The organism is Paenibacillus sp. 1-8, assembly GCF_056316205.1.
Window position 1 is genome coordinate 2,835,972 of record NZ_CM149995.1, and the last position, 24,338, is coordinate 2,860,309.

Here is a 24,338-nt window from a genome sequence, read left to right on the forward strand (position 1 = left end):
ATAATAAATAAGATTGTGTCATTATAAATGAATATGCATGAATATGCAATGAATGTTATAGCACTATTTTATGATTTTTCACAGCATGTAAATTACAGTTCCCACAAAGGAGCAGTCATTATGAATAATATGAGTAGCTTTTGGGCGTGGTTTATTGTGGTCGACATCATCTTTTTTTGGTTTTTATTCCGCGCATTATACCGAAGGAACCGAGGACATCGACGGACACGTCGCCGTAATGCATTTTTCCTAAGCTCCCCGTCTCCCTCTTCCCTTGAACAAGGACGTCATAAGGAAATTATAGAGCTAATGCAGCTTTTGGAACGATCTATTCCAGCCTCCTACGCTCATAGTGTCAGGCAGCGTGTGGTGGAAGCCCATCCTCACCTGACGGAGCAGGAATACGATTGGCGCTGGAATGAGCTAAAACGGTATTTTATGCTATGCGCGATTATGAATCGGGTGCCGATGTTTAGTCCAGATGTGGATGAACTGTGGCATGAAATGCTGATGTTTACGCGGGAATACCAGCAATTCTCGGAAGCCTTCTTTGGCCGTATGCTTCACCACGCCCCTCATTCCGGATTACAGCCGATGCCGGATGAACGGGCATGGTTTGACTGGCTGTATGTGGAATGCTTTGGCTGGAACCGCTATAGCGCGAGCTTGTGGGGAACTTTTTTTAATCATCCATTGCCGAATAACGAGCTTGCACACTATTACAAGCTGACAGCTTCCGGGCAGCCAGCAGGCGACCGTTGGAATACGCAGGAGGGCATGGGCATTTCTCAGCAGACACAGCAAGCGGTTCAGAGAATTGTGGACCATCTGCGTAATCGGGTGAATGAAGCAGTGGATGATCCAGATGGCAAGCGGCTACCGAAGGTCAACTATTTGCAAATCGATTATCTGCTGCTGGCCGTCGTATGGTATTCCTGGTATCAACCTCATCAGTTTGCCTTGCACATGCATCCGTATGCTACGGGCAGTGCCGCATTAGCCAGCTCCTCAGGCTGTAGCTCTGCAAGCGGTTGCTCGAACTGGGATACGCATCACTCGCACCATCACTCTTCCCACGGTAGCTCCCATGATGGAGGCTCATCTCATCACGATTCAGGTGATTCCGGCGGCAGCCATTCCTCGTGCAGCAGTAGCTCCTCATGCGGAAGCAGCTGTGGTGGAGGCGGAGGCGACTGATCACATCAAAAAAAGGGCATCCCCAGCCATTATTGGCTTCATGAGGAATGCCCTTTTTCCATTGTACATTGTCAATTCTGCATCATTTGAACACTTTTACCCCAGTACACTCTGTTCATTCGTTCCCAATCAGTGAACGGTAAATATCCAGATACGCTCCCGCCGACACATCCCAGCTGTACTCTCCTGCAAAAGCGGTATTCGTAAGCTTGGACCAATGCTCAGGCTGGCGATAAAAATCAACCGCACGACGAATCGTATGCAGCATATCATGTGCATTGTAGTTTTTAAAGCTAAAACCGTTCCCTTCGCCTGTAGACTCGTTGTAAGCATGTACGGTATCGTTTAGACCGCCCGTTTCCCGTACAATGGGAATGCTACCATAGCGAAGCGCCAGCAACTGGCTGATTCCGCATGGCTCAAACCTCGACGGCATAAGGTACATATCGCTTGCAGCATAAATTTTACGGGACAAAGGTTCACTGAATGCCAGCTGCGCCGACATTTTCAAGGGATAACGTCCAGCCGCTTCCCGGAACCAGTGCTCAAAGGCCGGATCTCCCGTGCCTAGCACGACAAACTGAATATCATCATAGTACATGATCTCATCAAGTATCCTTGTTACCAGATCCAGTCCCTTCATATCCACAAGTCGGGTTACCATCGCAATTAAAGGCACATCCGGTCGTACCGGCAAACCCAGTTCCTTTTGCAGACCGATCTTGTTTTCCTTTTTCTTGACCAGACTGGTGCGGTACTTCATATAAATACGATTGTCCGTAACAGGATTGTAGCTTTTGGTATCAATTCCGTTCACTATACCCGATAAACGCCCCTGCTCTCCCAGCTTACGCAGCAGCCCTTCCAGCCCATACCCGTAAAATTCTGTCTGAATCTCCTCTGCATAGGTAGGACTTACTGTGGTGACATGATCCGAGTAGGTCAGTCCGCCCTTCATAAAATTCAGTCTGCCATGATACTCCACACCCTCAGGGGTAAAATAGCTACTGTCGAGATTCAGCAGTTCCGTTAAGACCTCATATGGAAAATCCCCCTGATACAGCAGGTTATGTATCGTAAACACGGTGCGAATATCACTGTAAAAGGCCAAATGACGGTAATTAGCGTTCAATAGTAACGGTACCATCGCGGTATGCCAATCATGACAATGCAAAATATCCGGCTGGAAATTCAAATCAGGCAATACTTCCAAAATCGCCCGGTTGAAAAAGGAGAAGCGTTCGCCATCATCCATATAACCGTAAATCCCTTCACGACCGAAGTAATATTCATTATCTATAAAATAAACCTTGATTCCGTCCAGCGTCAGTTCCTCTACTCCACAATACTGATCACGCCAGCCTACAGCGACATGCTTGACCGTTACCGGACGCAGTAACTTCTTATAAGTATCGGGAATCCCCGCATATTTAGGCAAAATGATTCGGACGTCGCACCCTGCCTGAAGAAGGGCCTTCGGCAGTGCGCCAATGACATCAGCCAACCCGCCTGTTTTAATAAATGGATGTGCTTCTGCTGCTGCAAATAGAATCTTCATATATGCTTCCTCCTTAATGACCTCAATCCTATTTTAAACCAGTTGTAACATGGATTAATCCGCCTTTTTAGCCCTCCGGGATGCTTTCTTCAATATAACGACGCTCAGCGGCGGAATGGTCACCTCCAGGCTGTGCAGTTGTCCATGGCAAGGGATCTTCGTCGTGCGCAACACTTCGGTGTTCAACTGGCCACTACCACCGAAGTCCGAATGATCACTGTTCAGCAACTCGATATAGCTGCCTGATTTTTCCAGACCAATTCGGTAGTGCTCTCTTGCCACAGGCTGAAAATTGATGAGAATGACCAGTGTATCTCCCGGTTTTTTACCTTTACGTAGATACGTAATTACGCTCTGCCCACGGTCCTCTGCCTCAATCCACTGATAACCATCCCACGAATGATCTAGCTCCCATAATGCTTTTTCCTGTATATACAAATGATTCAGCGCTTTCGTAAAAGCGTGCAGCGTACGGTGGCTGCCATAATCCAGCAAAAACCAGTCAAGCTGCTCCTCATCTTTCCATTCGATAAATTGGCCGAATTCCCCTCCCATAAATAACAGCTTTTTACCCGGTGAGGTGATTTGGTAACCGAGAAGCGCTCGAAGCCCGGCAAATTTTTGTTCATAGCTACCCGGCATTTTATCAAGCAGCGACTTTTTACCATGAACGACCTCATCGTGCGACAACGGCAGTGTAAAATTCTCGCTGTATGCATAGGCTATGGGGAACGTCAGCAAATTATGGCGCTCGGATCTCTGATCGAAATCCGTTTCGATATAATCAAGTGTGTCGTTCATCCAGCCCATATTCCATTTGTAATTAAAGCCGAGTCCTCCATCGCTTACCGGGGAAGTCACCATCGGCCAGGCACTGGACTCCTCTGCCATCATCAGCGCATACGGATAATAGCGGAATACTGTTTCATTCAGTTGTTGAAGGAAGGCAATAGCCTCCTCATTTTCAATGCCACCCTTGGAGTTAAAACGATATTGACCATCCTGCTTTTCAAAATCCAGCCGCAGCATACTCGTCACAGCATCTACGCGCAGGCCGTCAATATGGTACACATCCATCCAGAACAACGCATTGGATATCAGGAAAGAACGCACCTCCGGCTTGCTGTAATCGAACGTCAGCGTTCCCCAGCCGGGCTTTTCTGCAATTAGCGGGTCCGCGTATTCGAACAGCGGCGATCCATCAAACAGTCTCAAACCATGAGCATCCTTGGCGAAATGAGCCGGAACCCAATCCATAAGCACCCCAATGCCCGCCTGATGACAACGATCCACCAAGTACATAAAATCATGCGGTTCCCCATAACGGCTTGTCAGCGCAAAATATCCGGTAAGCTGGTATCCCCAGGAAAGATCATACGGATGCTCACTGAGCGGCATAAGCTCGATATGCGTATAACCCATTTCCGTTACATAGGGCACAAGAAGCTCAGCCATTTCCCTGTATGTATAAAATGTACCGTCTTCTTTTTGTCTCCAAGTGCCCAAATGCAGCTCGTATATATGAAGGGGTTTTCCATAAGGCTCTCTCCGTTTACGCCGCCAAGCCGCGTCGTTCCAAACATAGCCCTCCAGTGAAGCAACCACGGAAGCCGTTGCCGGCCTCAATTCTGCGCGTACCGCGTAAGGGTCTGCTTTTAGAAAACGTTCACCATTTGCACCCGTAATATGATATTTGTAAAAAGTTCCTTGGGATATTCCCGGAAAAAAACGACTCCAAAAGCCGGATTCGGGAACTCTATATAAGGAATCCTGTTCCCCATTCCAGTTGTTACGATCTGTAGCAAGCCCGACATGGAGAGCATGAGGAGCCCAGACCGTAAAACGGACGCCCTGTTCTCCGTTCTCCACAGTAAGGCGGGAACCCAAAGATCGGTAGCTGTGATAAAGCGTTCCTTCGTGAAACAAATAAATATCTTCCGGCGATACAGCCTGTTGCGGGAGAGTTTGGTCTGTCATCACGCCACCACCTTTATATGTTTGTTTCGTACAAAATGTATGATTCGGAAATACATTTACTTTCCGGTCAAAGCTGACTTGAGTTATTACCCCATTCTAGCCACAATGAACAGAAAAATGACTATGAAAGAAATAAACCTTAAATTTTGGGGGATCTTACACACCTGATGGTTTCAAGAGCACCCCATACCGTTTATGTATGTACTACAACAGACAACTAAACCGGGAGGGAAACGAAATGTTTAATAAAGAATGCATTGCCATGCTGCTGGCAGGCGGAGAGGGACGCCGTCTTGCTCCCCTTACTTCAACGATTGCAAAACCCGCCGTACCCTTTGGCGGTCATTACCGAATTATCGATTTTCCTCTCAGCAACTGTGTTAATTCAGACATTGATACTGTAGGTGTGCTGACGCAATATGAGGCGGAATCCTTGCACGAGCATATTGGGGATGGATCTCCTTGGGGTCTTACCAAAACGAACGACAATGGAGTTACCTTACTTCCATCTTATAACACAGACAACGCTGAATATTTGGGAACGGCAGACGCCATTCATAAAAATATCGAATATATTGACAGCCAAAACCCGGAGCATGTGCTTATTTTATCCGGTGATCATATTTACTATATGAATTATCGTGAAATGCTGAACTACCATAAAGAAAAAGGTGCAGTGGCTACGATTTCCGTTATGGAAGTGCCTTGGGATGAGGCGCACCGATTCGGAGTCATGAGTGCCGATGAGGATTTGCGTGTCACAGAATTTGCCGAGAAGCCAGAAAAACCGGAAAGTAACCTGGCGTCTATGGGGATTTACCTGTTTAAGTGGGATTATTTGAGAAAGTATTTGGTGGAGGACGCCGAGGATGAGCAATCCAGTCATGATTTTGGTAAAGACATCATTCCTAAAATGCTGGCGGATCAAGAGTCCTTGTATGTTTACGAATTTCAAGGCTACTGGAAGGATGTAGGTACCGTTAAAAGCCTGTGGGATTCACATATGGATCTGTTGCAAGAGGATTGCGCTATTGACCTGCAACGGACAGACTGGCCTATGTATACGCGTGAACGCCGTACAAGGTTGAGCGCACACAAGCTATCTAACAGCAAAACGGATTCATTGGACAGCCTCCTACATGATTCTTGCCAAGTAGAAGGTCAAATCGAACGTTCCGTCGTATTTAGCGGCGTCGAGGTAGGTAAAGGATCAGCTATTAAGGAAAGTATCGTTATGCCTAACACCCGTATCGGACGTAATGTGCATATTGAGCACGCGATTATCGGGGAAGGTGCTATAATTCGTGACGGTGCAATCATCAAGGGTAACCCGAGTGAGATTATGGTTATCGGACCGAATGAAACAGTGTTCGGGAAAATGGCGGTACGCCCACAAACGGCCCGCATGCTGAAAGAAGCTTATGAGCGCAACACACGCTTGCGCGCTGAAGGTTTTACTTCATAATGGAACGAAAAACGTCAAACAGCCAGCACCCCGCTATAGTGAGGTGCTGGCTGTTTACATAACTAGCCTTGAGTGAGTTGCGGGGACTCTGCGGGTTGCTCAGCTTGTAATGCAGGCAATGAAACTGTAATGGTGGTGCCTGCTCCCAATTCACTCTTGATGAGCATTTGCCCTTGATGGCGCTCCACAAACTGCTGTGAGATTGCCAATCCCAATCCCGTACCACCATTCTGATGGTCTACCTGGAAAAAGCGGTCTCTTACTCTGGCAAGATTCTCCGCGCTAATCCCGATTCCTGTGTCTTGCACAGATACCTCGATGTTGTCTGCGATCCGTTGCAGACACAGAAAAATAATAGAGCTTTCATGCGAAAACTTGATGGCATTGTCCACAATGTTTAAAAACACCTGTTTCAGACGGTTGCCGTCGCCATGAACCAGATATGCTGCTTTCTCCGAGTCCAGTTGGAGTTTAATATGCTTCATTTCCGCTTTTGCCCATACGTTCAGCATAACTTCCTGTAGAAGCTCCCGTAGATCCACTGTTCCCATGACAAGCTTCATTGCGTTTTGCTCCAGCTTGGAAAAATCGAGAATTTCCTCCACCAGACCGATCAACCTGTCTGTTTCTTTGGAAATAATTTGCATCCCAATCTTCGTCTCCTCTGGGTCAAAGGTGCCGGAATCTAACGTTTCACTCCAGCCTTTAATGGAAGTCAACGGTGTGCGCAGTTCATGAGATATGGATGAAATAAAATCATCTTTGATTTGATTCGTTCTGACAATTTCTTGCGCCATGTAGTTTAGTGTCGAAGCCAGCTCACCCAACTCATAACGATAATCGCCTTTAATACGTGTATCGAATCGTCCTTGCGCCATTTGAGCTGATACATCGCGAATATTGTTAATTGGCCTAACGATGGAATTAGCGAGACCTGTACTGACCACAAATACAATAACTAGTACAACTGCCATGATGCCAAGGGAAAACAGCGTAATCGTAAACAGCTTGTCGTTGACCTTTTCCAGAGAGGTGGTAAACCGTACAATGTAGACCTGATCTCCGACAATATTGTCCAGTTTTTTGGATACCGCCATCACCTGTTGCCCCGTACCCGGTTGCTTGCCGATCCAGCTACCCGTATCCCCCGCTAACGCTTGTGGCACATCGCTCGTTTGCACACTTATATCTGCCGCAAAGTTCGTCGAGTTATCAATTACATTTCCCTGTTCATCGAGTAATTGAAATTCCGTGTTGGGCAAAGAAAATGTATTCAACAAATACGATTGCAAAGACTGTTCTGGGTCTTTGAATTTAGGTGCAAACTCACCTACTGATTCAATACGGCTTTCCATGTGTTTATAAATCGTGTCGTAGTAGTACCCCCGGATTGCAAACATGAAAATGGTTTCTACCAACAGAAGCGCCAAGAACACCACAAAAAAATAGTGAAGCACAATCTGTCTGCGAATTCCTTTTTTAATCATTGAGCCTGACCTTTCCATTTATATCCATGTCCCCAAACCGTTTGTAAAAAGGCGGGCTCAGAAGGATTGTTTTCAATTTTTTGACGCAACCGCCGGATGTTCACATCCACGATTTTTGGATCGCCCATATATTCCTTGCCCCACACGTGGTCAAGCAAAACATCCCGGCTGAGCGGTGTATTTTCTTTTTCAAGAAAAAATTGAATCAGGGAAAACTCTGTTGGCGTCAGCTCAATCAGCTGCCCGTTTTTCTTAAATTGCTTGGCAATCAGATCCAGCGTGAACGGACCGGACTGAAAGGATACTTTGGCTGCCGTCTCGCGGTGTACATTTACCCTCCGCAGCAGCGATTGAATACGGGCAATGAGCTCCGTCGGGCTGAAGGGCTTGCTGACATGATCATCTGCCCCTACCGACAGGGCATATACTTTATCTTGCTCCTGAACCTTCGCCGTTAGAAAAATAATACCAATTCGCTCATTCGTTTCCCGAATTCTTCGACAGACCTCGAAACCGTCCATGCCCGGCACCATTACATCGAGCAACGCGATATCAATATCCCGTACCGTGTTCAAAATATTAAGAGCCTCATGCCCATCCGACGCCTCCAACACCTCGAAACCGTTTCGTTTCAAATTTATAACGATAAAGCTGCGAATGGATTCCTCGTCTTCCATGATTAAAACTTTACTCACTCTATTCTACCTGCCTTTCCCCCAATTTGTTTTTAATGGTTTTACGCGGTTCCAGCTCACTGGATCGCTTGATTCCAATCACCTGTGCATTGGTTCGCCATAACTGGCTATATCCTTCATTGTTTCGCTCCCATTGCGACAACGAGAAATATTTAATTTCTGCAATCGTTTTGTCTGTATTGTCCAGAATGAACCGCAAATAGCTGTCCTTCTTTGATACTTTCGGATCAATGGTTACCTTGCCGTGCAGTTCCTTCGGTAGTCTGAAATAGATCTGATCATTGGAGTCGCGATACTGTTGCTGTTTGAAAATCGTTCCCTTTGCACCATCCCACTGATAGAACGAGACAAAATACGGGACTTCATCCAGCGGCCTGTTGGACCATCCTTTCGGCTTCTCCAGATTGCCAAATTCCAGAATGCCATCACCATCCACATCACCGCTAGTAATGGTAGCATCCTTAAAGGTCACATCCATGAGATCAAGTTTTTTGAGCTTGCTATGGTCCATCACAATAACGTTGGACACCGTAGTTGTCTGGGCAATCTTGGTATCTATAATGATACCCTGCCTGCCATCGGCTACCTTACCAGCGACGACATTGTAGATACTAAGCGTCTGACTGTCCAAATCCAGCGAACCGATTTCTTTAAACGTTCCCCCGCTGAATTGAAATGTTTTGACCGTGAAAAATTCATTACGGCGCAGCGTGATAATCGTCAAGTCATTCAAATTGTCCCCGTTCAAGTCCATCTTGTTATGATTAAAATCGTCTACGACGAAGTCCGTATAACCAGTAGCATATATTTTCTCCAAAGTTCCTCCGGTATAAGAATACACGATAAGTCCCTTCTGATCGTTACCATCACCGCTATCCCCGCTGGAAAAGCCTGCTACAATATCTAGCGTGCCATCATTCGTTACATCAACCAGTTTGAACGACTCCAGTACAGTACCTTCTCCGTCAAACGTCAGCTTCTTTACCCACGTTCCGTTCTGATCCTCGAACAACGCTCCGTGTATTTTTACACTTTCATCTGGCGTTTCGTAAAAAAGTACCGCTTCGTCTGTACCATCATTGTTCAGATCCCCCGTACGAATCGGCGTCGGGTCATCGGGGTCATTCGGGCGCAGAGGCTGCACCATTCCAAGCTGCGTAACCACTGCACCATTCAACTGCTGTTTCTCGTCAGACATCATCGGTGACTGCATCAGCGAAATCGGGTCACTAATGACATTACAGCCGCTTAAAAATCCAACAAGGAGCAGTGATGCACAGCAACCGGTTAATATTCTCAACAACATCATTTTCACTTCACTTGCCGTCCCCTTCACAATTTGTTCTTTTCCACCTGTGTCAGTCGTCTGCCCTGAATATCAAATACGAGTTCGCCGCCGTTCAATCCCCATATGCGTGAAGCAAAGCGTTCAGCCATTTCCAGCGGCAGTACGGTGATTACGGTCACCCGTTCGTCTGAGCACAGCTTTCGGAAGGTATCCATCACATGAGCTGCTGAAGTCGGGTCAAGTCCATTTACAGGCTCATCAGCCAAAATAACCTTGGCTCCGTGAACGAGCGCTCGTGCAGTCGCTATCCGTTGCCGCTCACCGCCGCTAAGCTTGTCACATTTGTCATGGGCCTTATCCAGCAAGCCCAGCTCCTCCAACACGTCCATTGCTCCCATATAATCGTCAGAACGCACCATTCCGGTCACCATTCTCCATAATGGAGTCTGACCCGCTCTGCCGATCAGCACATTTTTGAGAGCGGTCCGATTCATATTTAAATGCGGATTTTGCTCCAGGTATGCCCATTCCCGCTTTATTTTCATTTTGCCCGTCCATCCGGATTTCAGCACATCATGGCCGTCCACCATCAGACTGCCTTCCTCCCATGGCTCTTGCAAAGCAAGACAGCGCAGCAGTGTGGTTTTTCCACTTCCGCTCGGTCCCACTACGGCTATCAGTTCGCCCGGGTGAATTTCAGCATTAATTCCGCGAAGTAACGGGGTCCGTTCAGGCCCCACTTGCTTGGTCAGCTTCTGTATTCTGATCATCTTTGTGATTCCCCTTTGTCCGCCATCAATACTGTCTATAGTTTATAGTAAATGTGAAACAAATACCATGCAAACCGCAGTTTTATGCCGTCGATATTCTTTTTCGGAATAACAATCCCAACAACCCAAAAACGACGTAGCTGCCCCCAAGAACCAGAAACATGCTGCCTTGGGTTCCATAGTCCAGCAGCGTCCCGCTAATGTTAGGTCCAATCACACTTCCCAGATTAAAATGAAAGGATGCCAGCACATTGGCGGCGGCTAATAACGATTTGGGTAGCAAGTCAGCGGCATAGGCCAGCCCCAGGGAGAAAAAGGAGCCGACCAAACCGCCTGCCACCGCCAACAATACTAATGTCAGCATAAAATGATTGCCGCTCCACGGTATCAACATAAAGATCAATCCACCCGCTATCCCTACGCTTATAAGCACCTTTTTACGGCCCCAACGATCACTCCATATACCTAGCGGCAGTTGAAGTACTAATCCACCTAAGCTGACAAAGGGCAGCAACGCGGCAATCTCATCGGTATGAAAGCCAATGCGAAGACCATATACCGGAAAGTTGCTGTTCAGGCTGGCTTCCATATAACCGTACAAAAATGCAGGCAGCAGCGCGTACCATGCCCAGCTATAGCTGCGCCGGAATCTTTGTGCTGGACGCGCCTCGGTTTCCAGCTTTTCTGGTCTGGAATCCGGCAGCTTGATGAGCACCAGCAGCAGAACGAGCAAGCACAGTAAGGCCAGCACTGCAAATGGAACCAGCATCCCGTAATCAAGTAACCACAATCCAAGCGGCCCCAATGCAAACCCCAGACCGTAGGACATGCCATAAAAAGAAATGTTGCGCCCACGATTCTCTGCCGGAGTCACCAGCAGTATCCACAGTTGGGCAGAATAATGCAATGCACTGTCCCCGATTCCGACTAGCAATCGCAGTATGAACCACACCCGGATATCGGGGATTAGCGGGAATAGCAGTATCGTAAAGAGTACAAGCACGAGCCCTCCAGCCATCAGCTTTTTGAAGCCCAACCATCCCAATGTCCGTTCAGCTACCAGCGTCATAGCAAATGAACCAATATACAACGCTGCGGCATTCATTCCGTTCAGCGAAGAAGAAACTCCCATCTGTTCCAAAGATATAGACAAAATCGGCAGCAGTAGCCCTTGACACAGTCCGGCCACAACAATAACCGCAATTAAGATAAAGTAATGCACCCGCATGGACGACGACATTATGCTTCCTCCAGATATAACATAATAAAATATCAATAAGTAAAATGAATGTTAAGGAATTATTTGGATTTTATTCCATAATAAATAGATATTCTTATTACTATGTATAGCAGTCACGCACACACAACCAAGCTACATGCAAATTCCGGTATTTTTAGTGCATAAAAGAAAGGATGAAAAAAATCGCCATCTAAGATGACGATTTTACGGAAAGCCTGTCTGATAAGTAACCGACTCCGCATCGTTAGGGAGCCTTGTATGTTCAATCCGAACCGAATCACGTCACAGCGCACTATTATATATTATAGTGGACAATGCCCAGCAGAACAAGCCATAATAAATAAGTGAGCAATTTCAAAAGGCTCATGTTGTGCTTATGGACGGGCTTAATTACGTTCACCGCTCTGGGCTCGAAGACAGAATAGGAGGCATTTGATTCCATGAGTTATCAAATTAAAATAGACACTTCTCCAATTTACGAATTACTCGGCAGCTTTATGGCCTATGTAACCAAAAAGTGGGTACACGACATGGACTTGGGCCACGAGTGGATCGACAAGGTGGATGCACGGCTGCAAAACGAAGTGCGCTCCGAGCTTACTACGGCGCAGGATTGCCCTTTTAGCGATTATGACGCGCTTTATGTTTGGGCTTTGCTTCGACCGGAATCGGATGAAATATCCGATTATATCGCTTATTTGGACAACGGCCCGGATGAAGACATGTTCGAGCTGATTGTACCGCATGTTCCTTTTTTAACCTTTGAAGAATCTTTGCGCATTCGCAAGGTGTACGCCCCTCTCCTCAAATTATGGGATCGGGACTATTTCCGGGCCATGGAAAGCGAACTGCGTGTGCTGGCAGAGGAAGATGCTGCAGAGAAACGCATGCTGCTGAGCAAAATGGAGCCGGAAGCACTGGTTGAATACGCTACAGCCGGACTGATCGTGCCTCATATGGAAGATTTGGATACCGTTGTTCTGTTTCCGGTCGTCCATAATCGTCCGATTAATTCGTACTGTTTTTATACCCGTATGCTGCTGATCCAGTATCCGGTAGACGTTCCCGAAGAAAGTGAGGAAGAACCTCCTACACTCCTGCTTCGGCTGACCCGGGCGGTAAATGACCCACAACGTCTGCGGATTCTGCGTTATGTGGCTCAAGGCCCTAAATCCCTCGAAGATATGCGTCATGATTTGAGCCGATTGGAAGACACACTCATGTCTGATATGATGATTTTACGAGTAGCTGGTCTGCTCCGTATCCATATTGGACGTTATCACAAGGAAAAATTCTGCATTCGCCCCGACGGAGCGGCTGATTTACAGGTATTTTTGGAATCCTATATCGGACTGTAATTTGAACTGTATCCTCAGTTATAACCGAACATCGTTAAAGCGTTGGCTTGGAAGGAGCATGCAACATGTCGTATCCGAAGCAGCATATTTTATTTGATCTTGATGACACTTTGGTCCACTGTAATAAGTATTTCGATCTTATTCTCAACCACTTTTTCGAGTTGCTTCAGGAATGGTTTGCAGCCCATAACCTGACGAAAAATACAATTCGTGAAAAGCAAATCGAAATTGATATAGCTGGAGTGCATCAGGTAGGCTTTGCCAGCGAGCATTTTCCACAGTCTTTGATTGATACGTACCACTTTTTTTCGGAACAGTTTGGACGCCGTACCGATCTGCGGGAAGAGCTGGAGCTTCGCTCACTTGGGCGAAGTGTGTACGAGCAGGAAATCGAACCGTATCCCGGGATGGTCGAAACGTTAAATTCGCTCCAAAAAGCTGGACATTCCCTGCATCTGTACACCGGCGGTGAGCAGGTCATTCAGGAAAAGAAGATTGAACAGATGAAGCTGGCTAACTATTTTGATGATCGCATCTACATTCGTCAGCATAAAAATGTCGAGGCTCTGGAGGAAATTATCCAGATGAATAGCTTTGATCGAAGCATCACCTGGATGATTGGTAACTCTCTGCGCACCGATGTATCACCCGCCCTTGCGACAGGCATTCATGCTGTATACCTCAAGCAGGCCAAGGAGTGGGTTTACAATATGGTAGAGCTGCAAAAAAACGTTAACTCCGTAATGTATACGATACAGAAGCTAACAGAAGTACCCCGAGTGATACACGAAAGCATTCAATTGCATCAACAAAAAAGGACTCTCGGCTAGATAGCACCGCTAATATCCCCTTCAAGTAGACACTCAAAAAAGTCCACATGGTATCATGAGGCTAGAGAGAACTTGGCGGGGATATTTTTTTACTTTTAAAACTACCAACGATTTTAGTCAAATTCAAACAGCGCGCGCCGATTAAGTATCGGCACGCGCTGGCTGCTTAGTTTTTTTTTATTTATCTACTTGGCAGGGGGATAACCATCAAACAAAGGTTCCACGGATAAAATCCGGTCAAAAAGACCAAAGACTTCTTCCGAATCGTAAAGATTCTCCAATACGCTGAGCTCCATCATTAAACATCCCGAAAGCGTAGCCGTTGTGAGCAATAACGACTGGTTTTTGATGGAAAAATAGATGGTATCCACCCATTCCTCCATAATCGGATACGATATGACTCCCAGATTGGACAAGGTGATGGTAAAATTCCACAGGGGGAATCTTTCAGGCATTGTTTTCATAACCAATTCAAGACACTGTTGTTTATATTTCCGATATGAATTGGAAAACGAAGCAAAAAAGAGCGACAACGCATAAGGAACCCCCCTTTTGAACCATTTGAACGCGGATTTCACCTGTTTTTCCAAATTTCCATCCCGGAAAAATTGCATTGGAAGGCTTGCGACGTAATTGCCGTGCATAGTTTCCGGCGAGTAGTTATGCAGAAACTTCAAATCCATAGGCATGGAGACAAACACGCGTTGCTTGCCGGGAGCATGCTGTAGTAGTCCATCAGTCATTCGATAACAGATGTATTCGGTTAATGTCATTTTTAGGCTCCGGCATCGCCGTAAAATCTCACCAGTCTCCTCTTTGCTGAATCTATACGATTTTTTGACATAACCGCCGCCTTGCTCCGGCCTTCTGCCGTAACTCAAATCAACGGTTTCGCCAGCGCCTGTCCCTTTTCCCCTAACCCTGGTCATAAAACCTGCAACAAAAACCGGCATCCACATAAAAGCGGAAAATCTTCTTTTCATACGCAACAGCCTGTCTTTGGAGACGTCGCCCTTTGCCGCCTTATTTTCTGGCTCGGAATCTGGTTCGCCTGAGTAATATTCCAGCCATCTCTTGATCCAGAAAACCAAGCTCAGCCCATTAGCCACTGCATGGTTCATCGCAAATATCATTGTATATTCATTTATAGGGTAAATACGAAACGGAAGTCTGACATTGGTCGGTCTGTACTGAGCCAGTACCTCCTCCTCCGTAAAATATTGGGAAAGCTTCACCTTTTCTGCCTCCAGAAAATGTTCCAGCTCTTCCTGAGAAAAACGCCCCCATACAAACGTGTCTTTTTCGAATTGTTCCACCCTTTTGGCTTGCAGCAAAGGATTGTCCATGATGAGTGAGCTGTAGCTGGAAAACAATTTTTCAGCGTCGATTCTTCTTTTAAAAGTAACCGTTGCGATTATGCAATTGGATAAAATATAATCTTCAGTTCCGAAAAAGTAGGTGCTCGCCAGTTTAATCGCATCCATTTTTCTCCCTCCCTCCCTTCTATTATTTTACATAAACCCTACTTTTTTGACATGATCCATCATCAGCTTCACTTTTTGACCGTCCAGCCTGGACCACTCAAACCCCAGCGCCTGCAAAATACCATCAGTCTTTTTGTTCATCGTCATGAACAACGTTTTGCTTGCTCCCTCAAAGAAGACGTTGGAATGAACAAGAATCCGGGCAACCTCCTGCTCCGTCTCTGGTTCATCGTATTTTTCAAACATGTATTCGGTAAAATCCTCCACTGGCATTGGCTTTACATTTATATCCGCTTGCTTCAAAAGCTTGGAAAAAGATATCATGCTAACCTGATGGCTGTTAAACAGATGATAGGTTTCGTTGATTAAATTTTTCCGGTCGAACAGGAGTACAACTGCTTTGGCCACCTCATCCACAAAGGAGAAGTTCATGGTTTTATCTTGAATTGCGGGGACCCGGCCAAGTGTGATCATCGACTTTACCAATGAATAAAATGCATTATCCGAGATATTTTCCTGGAAGATCCCCGAATTGGAATCAAATACGAGGTTCCCGACTCTGAACACATTGGAATCAAGCCCTTGTTGCCTTGCTTTAACAATCTCTTTCTCGGCTTCGAGCTTTGTCATAACGTAATAGTTATCAGAGCTTTGTTCGACATTGCAATCATATTCTGTGAACATGATGCTGCTCTGGTCTTCTATCCAGCCACTACCTACGCTGGTGGTGGAAACGAAATTGTAGGTCTTTTTCTTCCCTGTGCCAGCAAATTTGATCAGTCTTTCGTTCCCTTCCACATTGACCGCCTGAAATTCCGAGTAATGTCCAAAATGCTTCACATTTGCCGCCGAGTTAATGATCGCATCAATGCTTCCGGCCAAATCCTCATAGCGCTCCCGGCTCAGTCCAAAGTAGTCCTGGGTTAAGTCTCCGCAAAACACGCACACTCTGTCTTCCCAGGCATTCTCCCCAAGCTCAAGACCAAAATGGAACTTCAGCTTCGCCCACAGTCTTTCCAGCGCCTCATTGTCACTCGTTCCCCGAACAGGTACATACACCTTATATTCCGTATTTTGCAGCAGTTGAAACAAAATATGGATTCCCAGATACCCTGTTCCTCCTACCAGCAGAACATTACGGTAGTCAGCCCGTTCAGAAAGATCGATATTTTCATAACCCTGATTTTTCTTTTGGTATTCTTTGAGACTCTCGCGCATTTTCCAGACAACACCAGGTACGCCGTTTTCCCCAGAAGCTGCCGCTTCCCGTAAGGCGTACACGAATTGTTTTAATCTGTCTTTGGAATACTTAATGTTATCCGCCAAGGCCCGAATCGTCGGATATTGAAAGATGTCGTTAATGCCCACTTCAAAATCCAGCGCCAGCCTCGAAACCACCTGAATCGCCTTGATCGAATTGCCACCCAGTCTAAAGAAATGCTCATCAATTCCGATCGACTCCATGCCGAGAATCTCCTGCCATACCTTCTGGATTTTCAAATCAACGTCATTTCTTGGGCTGCTGACTGTGTGGTCGCTTCCCTGCCATTCAGGCTCGGGTAATGCCTTCCTGTCAATTTTTCCGCTCGGAGTCATCGGCATGTCATCCAGCTGCATAAAGCTGGACGGCACCATATAATCAGGCAGCTCCTTCATAAGCTGTTCCCGCAGCTCATCTGCTTCCGGTTCGCCCTCTGCTGTAAAATACGCCGCCAGATACTTCTCGCCTTGCTTGTCTTCCCTGGCGATCACCGCCACTTCCCGGACAAGCGGATGCTTCATTAGCTGCGCTTCGATTTCCCCCAGCTCAATGCGGAAGCCGCGAATTTTCACCTGATCGTCGATTCTTCCCAAAAATTCGATATTCCCGTCCGGCAGCCAGCGCACCAGATCGCCCGTACGGTACAGCTTCTCTCCAGCTTCGTAAGGATTCGCCACAAACTTCTCCGCCGTCAGCTCCGGCCGGTGCAGATACCCCCTGGCCAATCCGTCTCCCGCAATGCACATTTCCCCGGCTGCTCCCAGCGGCAGCAGCTTTTGATGTGTATCCATAATGTAAATTCGAGTATTGGCAATCGGTTTTCCAATCGGTACCGATGGATACCCCATATCCTCTCCCCGGTACGTCCACGCGGTTGCAATTACGCTCGATTCGCTCGGACCATAGGCGTTCATATACTCCACGCTGTCCTTCCACCGCATAACCAGCTCTTTGGTAATCGCTGATCCGCCTGTCACCAGTTTTTTCAGCGTCGGCAGCCTGTCCGGCTCAATCCCTGCCAGATAGGTAGGCGGCAGCAGCGCAATCGTAATTTGGTTTTCGTTCATGAAGCGTGCAAATTCATTCAGATTATTAATAATATCCCGCGAAACCAGATACAGCGTTCCACCTCCCAGCAAAATCGTGAACATTTCCCAAACCGAGGCATCAAACGAACTGCTGGCAAATTGCAGCATCCGGTCCGATCCATCCACGCCCCATTGTTCCTGGAAGAAATGCTGGAGGTTGATGATTCCCCGGTGTTCTACCATGACCCCTTTGGGTTTCCCCGTAGATCCCGAGGTATAAATGATATAAGCCAAATCCTCCGGATTGTTAACTGGCTCCGGATTGGCACGGTCTAGCTCTATATACCTCAGGCTTGCGTCATCCAAGTCCATGATGGCCCCGTGATAGGTGAGCTTGTCCCGGAGATGCTTTTGCGTCAGTACAATGGACGCGCCGCTGTCCTCCAGCATGTAGTGAATCCGTTCCTCCGGATAATTCGGATCTATCGGCAGGTAGGCTCCGCCCGCTTTGAGTGTTCCCAGGATGCCTATGACCATTTCCATGGAACGCTCCGCCATGATGGCGATGATATCGTTCGGCTTCACTCCACGCTCTCTCAAAACAATGGCCAGCCGATTCGCCTGCTCGTTCAGCTCCCGGTAGGTCAGCGTTTGCTCTCCCCAGACCAAAGCCGGGTGATCTGCTCTTTGCTTCGCTCGTTCCTCAAACAGTCCCTGAATCGTGTGATCCTTTAGATATTCCGCCTCCGTGCGGTTAAAATCACGGAGCTGCACGCTGCTCTCTTCCTCCGGTACGATCTCGATATCTTCAATCCTCATCTTTGGACAACGGATGATTTCACGGATGATCATTTTAGTCTGCCCGGCTACCCGCTCCATAAAGCCTCTGTCATAGACCAAGCTATTGTAGCGGAATTTAATCTGCAAATCGTTCTCAGGCACAACAATGAAATTAAAATCAAAATTCGTCTGTTCGGAGACCTTTGTGGACAGAATCCTCAAATCTGTTCCGTGGTCACCCTGTCCTTTGTCAGCTTCCTCTATCGGATAGTTTTCAAAGGCCAGCAGGTTTTGCACCAATCCGCCTCCATGGGCGGTCCGCGACTGAATTTCCGCCAGTGGATAATAGTGATGCTGCTCCGATGCCCATGCCTCCTGCTGCAGTTTGGCAACCAGGGCTGAAAAGCTTTCTTCCTTCTCTGCCCGGACTCTGACAGGAATCGTATTGATAAACAGCCCTACCATCTGTTCAACGCCTTGAATTTCTGCCGGTCTTCCCGAGACAACCGTTCCGAACACCACATCCTGGGTATTGTTGTACCGTTGCAGCAGGATTCCCCATACGGCCTGTATCACCGTACTTAACGTGGCGCCGTTTTCTCTTGCGATTCTCTCCAAACTCGCCTTCATTTCCTTATTTATCGTAAAATCGTATTCCTCCTGAATGTATCCCGGATTAGCTATACCACTTTTGATTTTAGGCAGCAGCGCTGGCTGTTCGTACTCTGTCAGATAATTCTCCCAGTAATCCGCCGTCTCCCGGTCATCCCTTTGTTCCAGCCACTGAATATATTGACGATAAGGATACACCGTGCCTAATTGCGGTATGCTTCCTTTATGAAGCGCACTGTAAATTTCCAGCAGCTCTTTAAATACAATGCCAAGACACCATCCATCCATAATGATATGATGAAAACTCAAAATGAAACGGTAGCTGTCGGCACTCACTCTAATCAAGGCAAATCTGATCAGCGGCTCCCGGGTGAGGTCAAAGCCCTTTTCTCTATCCTTGTCCAAATAGGCTTGGAGATAGTTTTCTTTCTCTTCCTCCGTCAAGAAGGAAATATACTCGAAAAACATTTCAGCCGATCTGTCCTTTAAAACGACCTGAACCGGTTTTTCCACCTTCTCATAAACAAAGGCGGTCCGCAAAATATCGTGTCTTTGAATCACCTGCTGGAAAGCACGCTCAAACAAGCTTCTATCGATCTTACCCTGCAAACTGATTACGACTTGCTCAAAATACGCATGAGAGTTTTGTTCTCTGAGAAAGTGGTAGAGCATTCCCGACTGCATAGGGGTCAGTGTATAAATATCCGTGATATTGGGCTTAGAATCCCCCAGCGCGCGATATACCTCTTCTACCTCCGCCGTCGTAATGTTGCTGGAACTTACATCACTGGCTGTCAGTTCCGTATATTCCTGTGATACGCAATGCTCGATAATTTGCTCCAGATTGCGCTTAAAGCCTTCTGCCACTGTGATCAGCGTGGCCTTTTCATATTCGTGCTTGTGATAGGCGAAACTCAGCCGCAGCTTTCCATCAGTCACCCTTCCGTTAATGTCCAAGCAGTAAGGTCTTTGCATGTCGGGTGAAATCGTCTCATCGGCAAGAACATCGGAGATGGTAAATATATCGGCATCGATATCCTGGTCAAACTGCCCCAGGTAATTGAAGCTGATCTCAGGGTGCAAATTAAACCTTAAGATTTCCTCGTTCCGAGGGAACGTCTGGTATTTTAAAATGCCGTAGCCGATGCCTTTTTGCGGAATGCGCCGGAGGCTTTCTTTAACGGCTTTAAGCCGGGAAGACACGTTCTTGACGCCTGCCATATCCAAAATCACAGGGTATTGGGCGGTAAACCAGCCTACGGTTCTGCTGATATCCATATCCTGAATGATTTCTTCCCGTCCGTGTCCTTCCAGGTTAACAAGCACCTTATCTTCTCCTGTCCATTCCCGAATAGCCTCTCCCAATGCCGTCAAAAGAACATCGTTGATTTCAGTATTGTAAGCCTTATTCACTTCTCTAAGCAGCTTGGCGGTTTCAACTTCATCCAGCACGATTTCGATATGATCGCTATCCATATATTTTCTGCCATGAACGGAATGATCCTTGGGAATTGGCTTGATTTCATTCTGCTCCAGCTCGGACCAATACGTGATTTCTTGCAGAAGCTCCCCGCTGCCGGCATACGTATAAAGTTGTTCAGACCATGCCAGGAAAGAGTCCGTTTTCCCTCTGAATGTGACTTCTTCCCCCTTCTCCGCCTGTCGGTATCCTGTAGAAATATCCTCAAAAAGAATCCGCCAAGAAATCCCGTCAACCACCAGGTGGTGAATACTTACGCACAGATAGTCACCGTCTTTCGTTTTGAACAAGCCCGCTTGCATCAGAGGTCCACATTCTAAATCCATGCGGGACTGAAGCTGGGCGGCTTCTTCCTTTACGGAGCTATCATATATATCATCATTTGTAAGATCCTTTACCTCCAGCGAATATAGTTCGCCTTCCGTGCCCCGGTTGAACAGAACCACCTGTCCCGCCTTCTCACGCACTACAATACGCAAAGCATCATGGTGTTCCACCAAGCCATCGAACACTTTTCTTAACACCTTTTCGTCAAAGCCCTGTTTCCTATGTAACAGAACAGACTGGTTGAAGTGATGTTTTGCTGCAAAAGGCTGCTCAAAAAACCAGCTTTGGATGGGAGTGAGCATAATTTCCCCTGTTACCATTCCTTGAAAAGCAGTATGTTCGACAGATTGTACATAGGCACTCAATTGTTCAATCACAGGATGGTCAAAAAGCTCCTTTAGTTGCAGCTTTAGCTTATAATCGTGAAGCTTGGACACGATCTGGATGGCTTTAATAGAATCTCCCCCCAGATTCAGAAAGTGATCCTTAATGCCTACCCGTTCGACTTTCAGGACTTTTTCCCATATTTCAGCCAATATCTCCTCTATTTTGTCTCTCGGTGCCGCGTATTCCTCCGTTGCATTCACGCTCAGATCGGGCTCGGGCAATGCCTTTCGGTCAATTTTTCCGCTCGGAGTCATCGGCATGTCATCCAGCTGCATAAAGCTGGACGGCACCATATAATCAGGCAACTCCTGCATAAGCTGTTCCCGCAACTCTTCCGCTCCCGGTTCGCCCTCTGCTGTAAAATACGCCGCCAGATACTTCTCGCCTTGCTTGTCTTCCCTCGCGATCACCGCCACTTCCCGGACAAGCGGATGCTTCATTAGCTGCGCTTCGATTTCACCCAGCTCAATGCGGAAGCCCCGAATTTTCACCTGATCGTCGATTCTTCCCAAAAATTCGATATTCCCGTCCGGCAGCCAGCGTACCAGATCGCCTGTCCGGTACAGCTTCTCTCCAGCCTCGTAAGGATTCGCCACAAACTTCTCCGCCGTCAGCTCCGGCCGGTGCAGATACCCCCTGGCCAATCCGTCTCCCGCAATGCACATTTCCCCGGCTGCTCCCAGCGGCAGCAGCTTTTGATGTGTATCCATAATGTAAATTCGAGTATTGGCAATCGGTTTTCCAATCGGTACCGATGGATACCCCATATCCTCTCCCCGGTACGTCCACGCGGTTGCAATTACGCTCGATTCGCTCGGACCATAGGCGTTCATATACTCCACGCTGTCCTTCCACCGCATAACCAGCTCTTTGGTAATCGCTGATCCGCCTGTCACCAGTTTTTTCAGCGTCGGCAGCCTGTCCGGCTCAATCCCTGCCAGATAGGTAGGCGGCAGCAGCGCAATCGTAATTTGGTTTTCGTTCATGAAGCGTGCAAATTCATTCAGATTATTAATAATATCCCGCGAAACCAGATACAGCGTTCCACCTCCCAGCAAAATCGTGAACATTTCCCAAACCGAGGCATCAAACGAACTGCTGGCAAATTGCAGCATCCGGTCCGATCCATCCACGCCCCATTGTTCCTGGAAGAAATGCTGGAGGTTGATGATTCCCCGGTGTTCTACCATGACCCCTTTGGGTTTCCCCGTAGATCCCGAGGTATAAATGATATAAGCCAAATCCTCCGGATTGTTAACTGGCTCCGGATTGGCACGGTCTAGCTCTATATACCTCAGGCTTGCGTCATCCAAGTCCATGATGGCCCCGTGATAGGTGAGCTTGTCCCGGAGATGCTTTTGCGTCAGTACAATGGACGCGCCGCTGTCCTCCAGCATGTAGTGAATCCGTTCCTCCGGATAATTCGGATCTATCGGCAGGTAGGCTCCGCCCGCTTTGAGTGTTCCCAGGATGCCTATGACCATTTCCATGGAACGCTCCGCCATGATGGCGATGATATCGTTCGGCTTCACTCCACGCTCTCTCAAGACAATGGCCAGCCGATTCACCTGCTCGTTCAGCTCCCGGTAGGTCAGCGTTTGTTCTCCCCAGACCAAAGCCAGATGATCTGCTCTTTGCTTCGCTCGTTCCTCAAACAACCCGTGGATCGTTTGATCCTTCGGATATTCCGCCTCCGTATGGTTAAGACCGCGAACTAGCGTACTCCTTTCTTCCTCTGGCACGATTTCGATTTGCGAAATAAGAGTTTCACTTTGCTCCATGACTTGAGCAAATAAATATTCAAAGTGGGAGATAACGTTCTCAATGGGGATGAATCTTTCAAAAGCCTGTATCTGATAGTCAAAATTAACGGCTACATCCGCTTCACCTTCTTGTCCCCATATCAGGAGATTGAGTGCATTTCTTTCATGATGATGCGGCATACTTACAATCCGGCTTGCTGCGCCGATCAATGCTTCTCTCGTTTCCTGTTCTTCGAAAGAAAGCGATATATCAAACAGTTTGCCTTTCTCATTGCTATTCTCGTAAACCGCCCGGTAAATTTCACCGAAAGACATTTTCTGATGACGATAGCATTGCATAAGCTCACGTTTGATGCTCTTGATCAGTTCTTTGAAGCTTATATCTTTCTCGGGGCTGATCCGCAGCGGCAGCACGTTGGCGAAATGTCCCATAGTCTGCTTATATTTCGCTTTGCTCCGATTAAAAACCGGGACGCCGATCACCATTTCGTTCCGATTGCAAATCCTGCTGAAATATAGGAACAGTATGCCTAAAAAATAATGGAACGACGAGCATCCTTCCTCCTTGCAAAATTCAATCATTTGATTGTATAACGCCTTGGTTATAGTTAAGGTTCGCCGATCACTCCAAACGGAATCGCCGTCACCATCATCGATATCCATGCCTCTGCTCAACAGAGGCTCGGGAATGGTCAGATATTTGTTCTGCCAGAACGCCCTGTCTTTTAAAAAGGCCGGAGAATTCAGATAATTCTGATTATCGGAAATAAAATCGGCATAGGAATAGACCGTTCTGTTCATTTCGCCATTTCCTTGCGCCAATTTATTGTAATTGTCAAACATTTGACTGATTAAGAGAGCAAATCCCCATCCATCGATCACCAAATGATGAACTTTAAGTAAAATGAAGTATGTGTTCGGGGCACCTTTCAACAAAACAAATTGAAAATAGAAGTCCTCTGGTTGAAAAGGCTTTAAAAATTCCTTCTTCATCCAATTGATGCAAAAAGAGTTTGGGTTTTCCTTCACCGAGAAATCATGAAACGGAACTTCATAGTCAGCTTCCGGCAAAAATGTTAAATAAGGCTCTCCCTTTTTATCGATAAAACGGGCACTGAGGGAATCATTTTGCCTGATTAATAACTGCATGGACTGCCTAATAATAGCCGTATTTAGGTTTCCTTTAACCTCAACATACCCACCGATATTGTAAATGGGCTTCGCTGGGTACATGCACTGTTCGAACCATATATCTTTCTGATAGGAACTTAACGGATACTCCTTGACACTTATTACGCTCGTTTGCATAAAATTACCTCCTATTGTTAATCATTTCATGCGTTCTACTCCT

At 47.0% G+C, this 24,338-nt stretch carries 13 protein-coding genes; 4 read left to right on the forward strand and 9 right to left on the reverse strand.

What is annotated here, in order from left to right:
• Positions 1 to 120 precede the first annotated feature (120 nt).
• Positions 121 to 1,197 carry a glycine-rich domain-containing protein gene (locus tag AC0WRU_RS12870; RefSeq protein ID WP_476124887.1) on the forward strand — a complete coding sequence of 359 codons (1,077 nt, stop codon included), beginning with the start codon at positions 121 to 123 and terminating at the stop codon, positions 1,195 to 1,197.
• Between the two features lie 115 nt (positions 1,198 to 1,312).
• On the opposite strand, the gene glgA is transcribed toward AC0WRU_RS12870, so the two are convergent.
• Both glgA and glgB read right to left on the reverse strand, forming a co-directional pair.
• Positions 1,313 to 2,755, reverse strand: a complete 1,443-nt coding sequence (gene glgA / locus AC0WRU_RS12875; protein WP_476124889.1) for a glycogen synthase GlgA — start codon at positions 2,753 to 2,755, stop codon at positions 1,313 to 1,315.
• Between the two features lie 54 nt (positions 2,756 to 2,809).
• On the reverse strand, positions 2,810 to 4,732 hold the full coding sequence (gene glgB / locus AC0WRU_RS12880) for a 1,4-alpha-glucan branching protein GlgB (protein WP_476124891.1): 1,923 nt from the start codon (positions 4,730 to 4,732) through the stop codon (positions 2,810 to 2,812).
• 238 nt (positions 4,733 to 4,970) lie between these two features.
• On the opposite strand from glgB, the gene AC0WRU_RS12885 reads away from it, so the two are divergent.
• Positions 4,971 to 6,197 carry a glucose-1-phosphate adenylyltransferase gene (locus AC0WRU_RS12885; RefSeq protein WP_476124893.1) on the forward strand — a complete coding sequence of 409 codons (1,227 nt, stop codon included), beginning with the start codon at positions 4,971 to 4,973 and terminating at the stop codon, positions 6,195 to 6,197.
• Positions 6,198 to 6,259: 62 nt separating this feature from the next.
• Here the strand turns inward: AC0WRU_RS12885 and AC0WRU_RS12890 are convergent, their stop codons facing one another.
• The 5 genes from AC0WRU_RS12890 to AC0WRU_RS12910 form a co-directional block, all read right to left on the reverse strand.
• Positions 6,260 to 7,684, reverse strand: coding sequence for a sensor histidine kinase (locus AC0WRU_RS12890; RefSeq protein ID WP_476124895.1), 1,425 nt, complete (start codon positions 7,682 to 7,684; stop codon positions 6,260 to 6,262).
• The gene (locus AC0WRU_RS12895) at positions 7,681 to 8,379 is read right to left on the reverse strand and encodes a response regulator transcription factor (RefSeq protein WP_025682710.1); all 699 of its coding nucleotides are present in this window, start codon (positions 8,377 to 8,379) and stop codon (positions 7,681 to 7,683) included. The genes AC0WRU_RS12890 and AC0WRU_RS12895 overlap by 4 nt, the downstream gene beginning before the upstream one ends.
• A 1-nt stretch (position 8,380) precedes the next feature.
• The gene (locus tag AC0WRU_RS12900; protein WP_476124898.1) at positions 8,381 to 9,715 is read right to left on the reverse strand and encodes a hypothetical protein; all 1,335 of its coding nucleotides are present in this window, start codon (positions 9,713 to 9,715) and stop codon (positions 8,381 to 8,383) included.
• Positions 9,712 to 10,437 carry a phosphonate ABC transporter ATP-binding protein gene (locus AC0WRU_RS12905; protein ID WP_476124900.1) on the reverse strand — a complete coding sequence of 242 codons (726 nt, stop codon included), beginning with the start codon at positions 10,435 to 10,437 and terminating at the stop codon, positions 9,712 to 9,714. The genes AC0WRU_RS12900 and AC0WRU_RS12905 overlap by 4 nt, the downstream gene beginning before the upstream one ends.
• Before the next feature lie 82 nt (positions 10,438 to 10,519).
• On the reverse strand, positions 10,520 to 11,677 hold the full coding sequence (locus tag AC0WRU_RS12910) for an MFS transporter (protein ID WP_476124902.1): 1,158 nt from the start codon (positions 11,675 to 11,677) through the stop codon (positions 10,520 to 10,522).
• Positions 11,678 to 12,117: 440 nt separating this feature from the next.
• Here AC0WRU_RS12910 and AC0WRU_RS12915 point away from each other — a divergent pair, with 440 nt between their 5' ends.
• Both AC0WRU_RS12915 and AC0WRU_RS12920 read left to right on the forward strand, forming a co-directional pair.
• Positions 12,118 to 13,035, forward strand: a complete 918-nt coding sequence (locus AC0WRU_RS12915) for an ArsR family transcriptional regulator (RefSeq protein ID WP_476124904.1) — start codon at positions 12,118 to 12,120, stop codon at positions 13,033 to 13,035.
• A 65-nt stretch (positions 13,036 to 13,100) separates the two neighbouring features.
• Positions 13,101 to 13,865 carry an HAD family hydrolase gene (locus AC0WRU_RS12920; RefSeq protein WP_476124906.1) on the forward strand — a complete coding sequence of 255 codons (765 nt, stop codon included), beginning with the start codon at positions 13,101 to 13,103 and terminating at the stop codon, positions 13,863 to 13,865.
• A 185-nt stretch (positions 13,866 to 14,050) separates the two neighbouring features.
• On the opposite strand, the gene AC0WRU_RS12925 is transcribed toward AC0WRU_RS12920, so the two are convergent.
• Both AC0WRU_RS12925 and AC0WRU_RS12930 read right to left on the reverse strand, forming a co-directional pair.
• Positions 14,051 to 15,349: a hypothetical protein gene (locus AC0WRU_RS12925; RefSeq protein ID WP_476124908.1), complete on the reverse strand. Its 1,299-nt coding sequence runs from the start codon at positions 15,347 to 15,349 to the stop codon at positions 14,051 to 14,053.
• A gap of 27 nt (positions 15,350 to 15,376) precedes the next feature.
• Positions 15,377 to 24,295: a non-ribosomal peptide synthetase gene (locus tag AC0WRU_RS12930; protein ID WP_476124910.1), complete on the reverse strand. Its 8,919-nt coding sequence runs from the start codon at positions 24,293 to 24,295 to the stop codon at positions 15,377 to 15,379.
• Positions 24,296 to 24,338 lie beyond the last annotated feature (43 nt).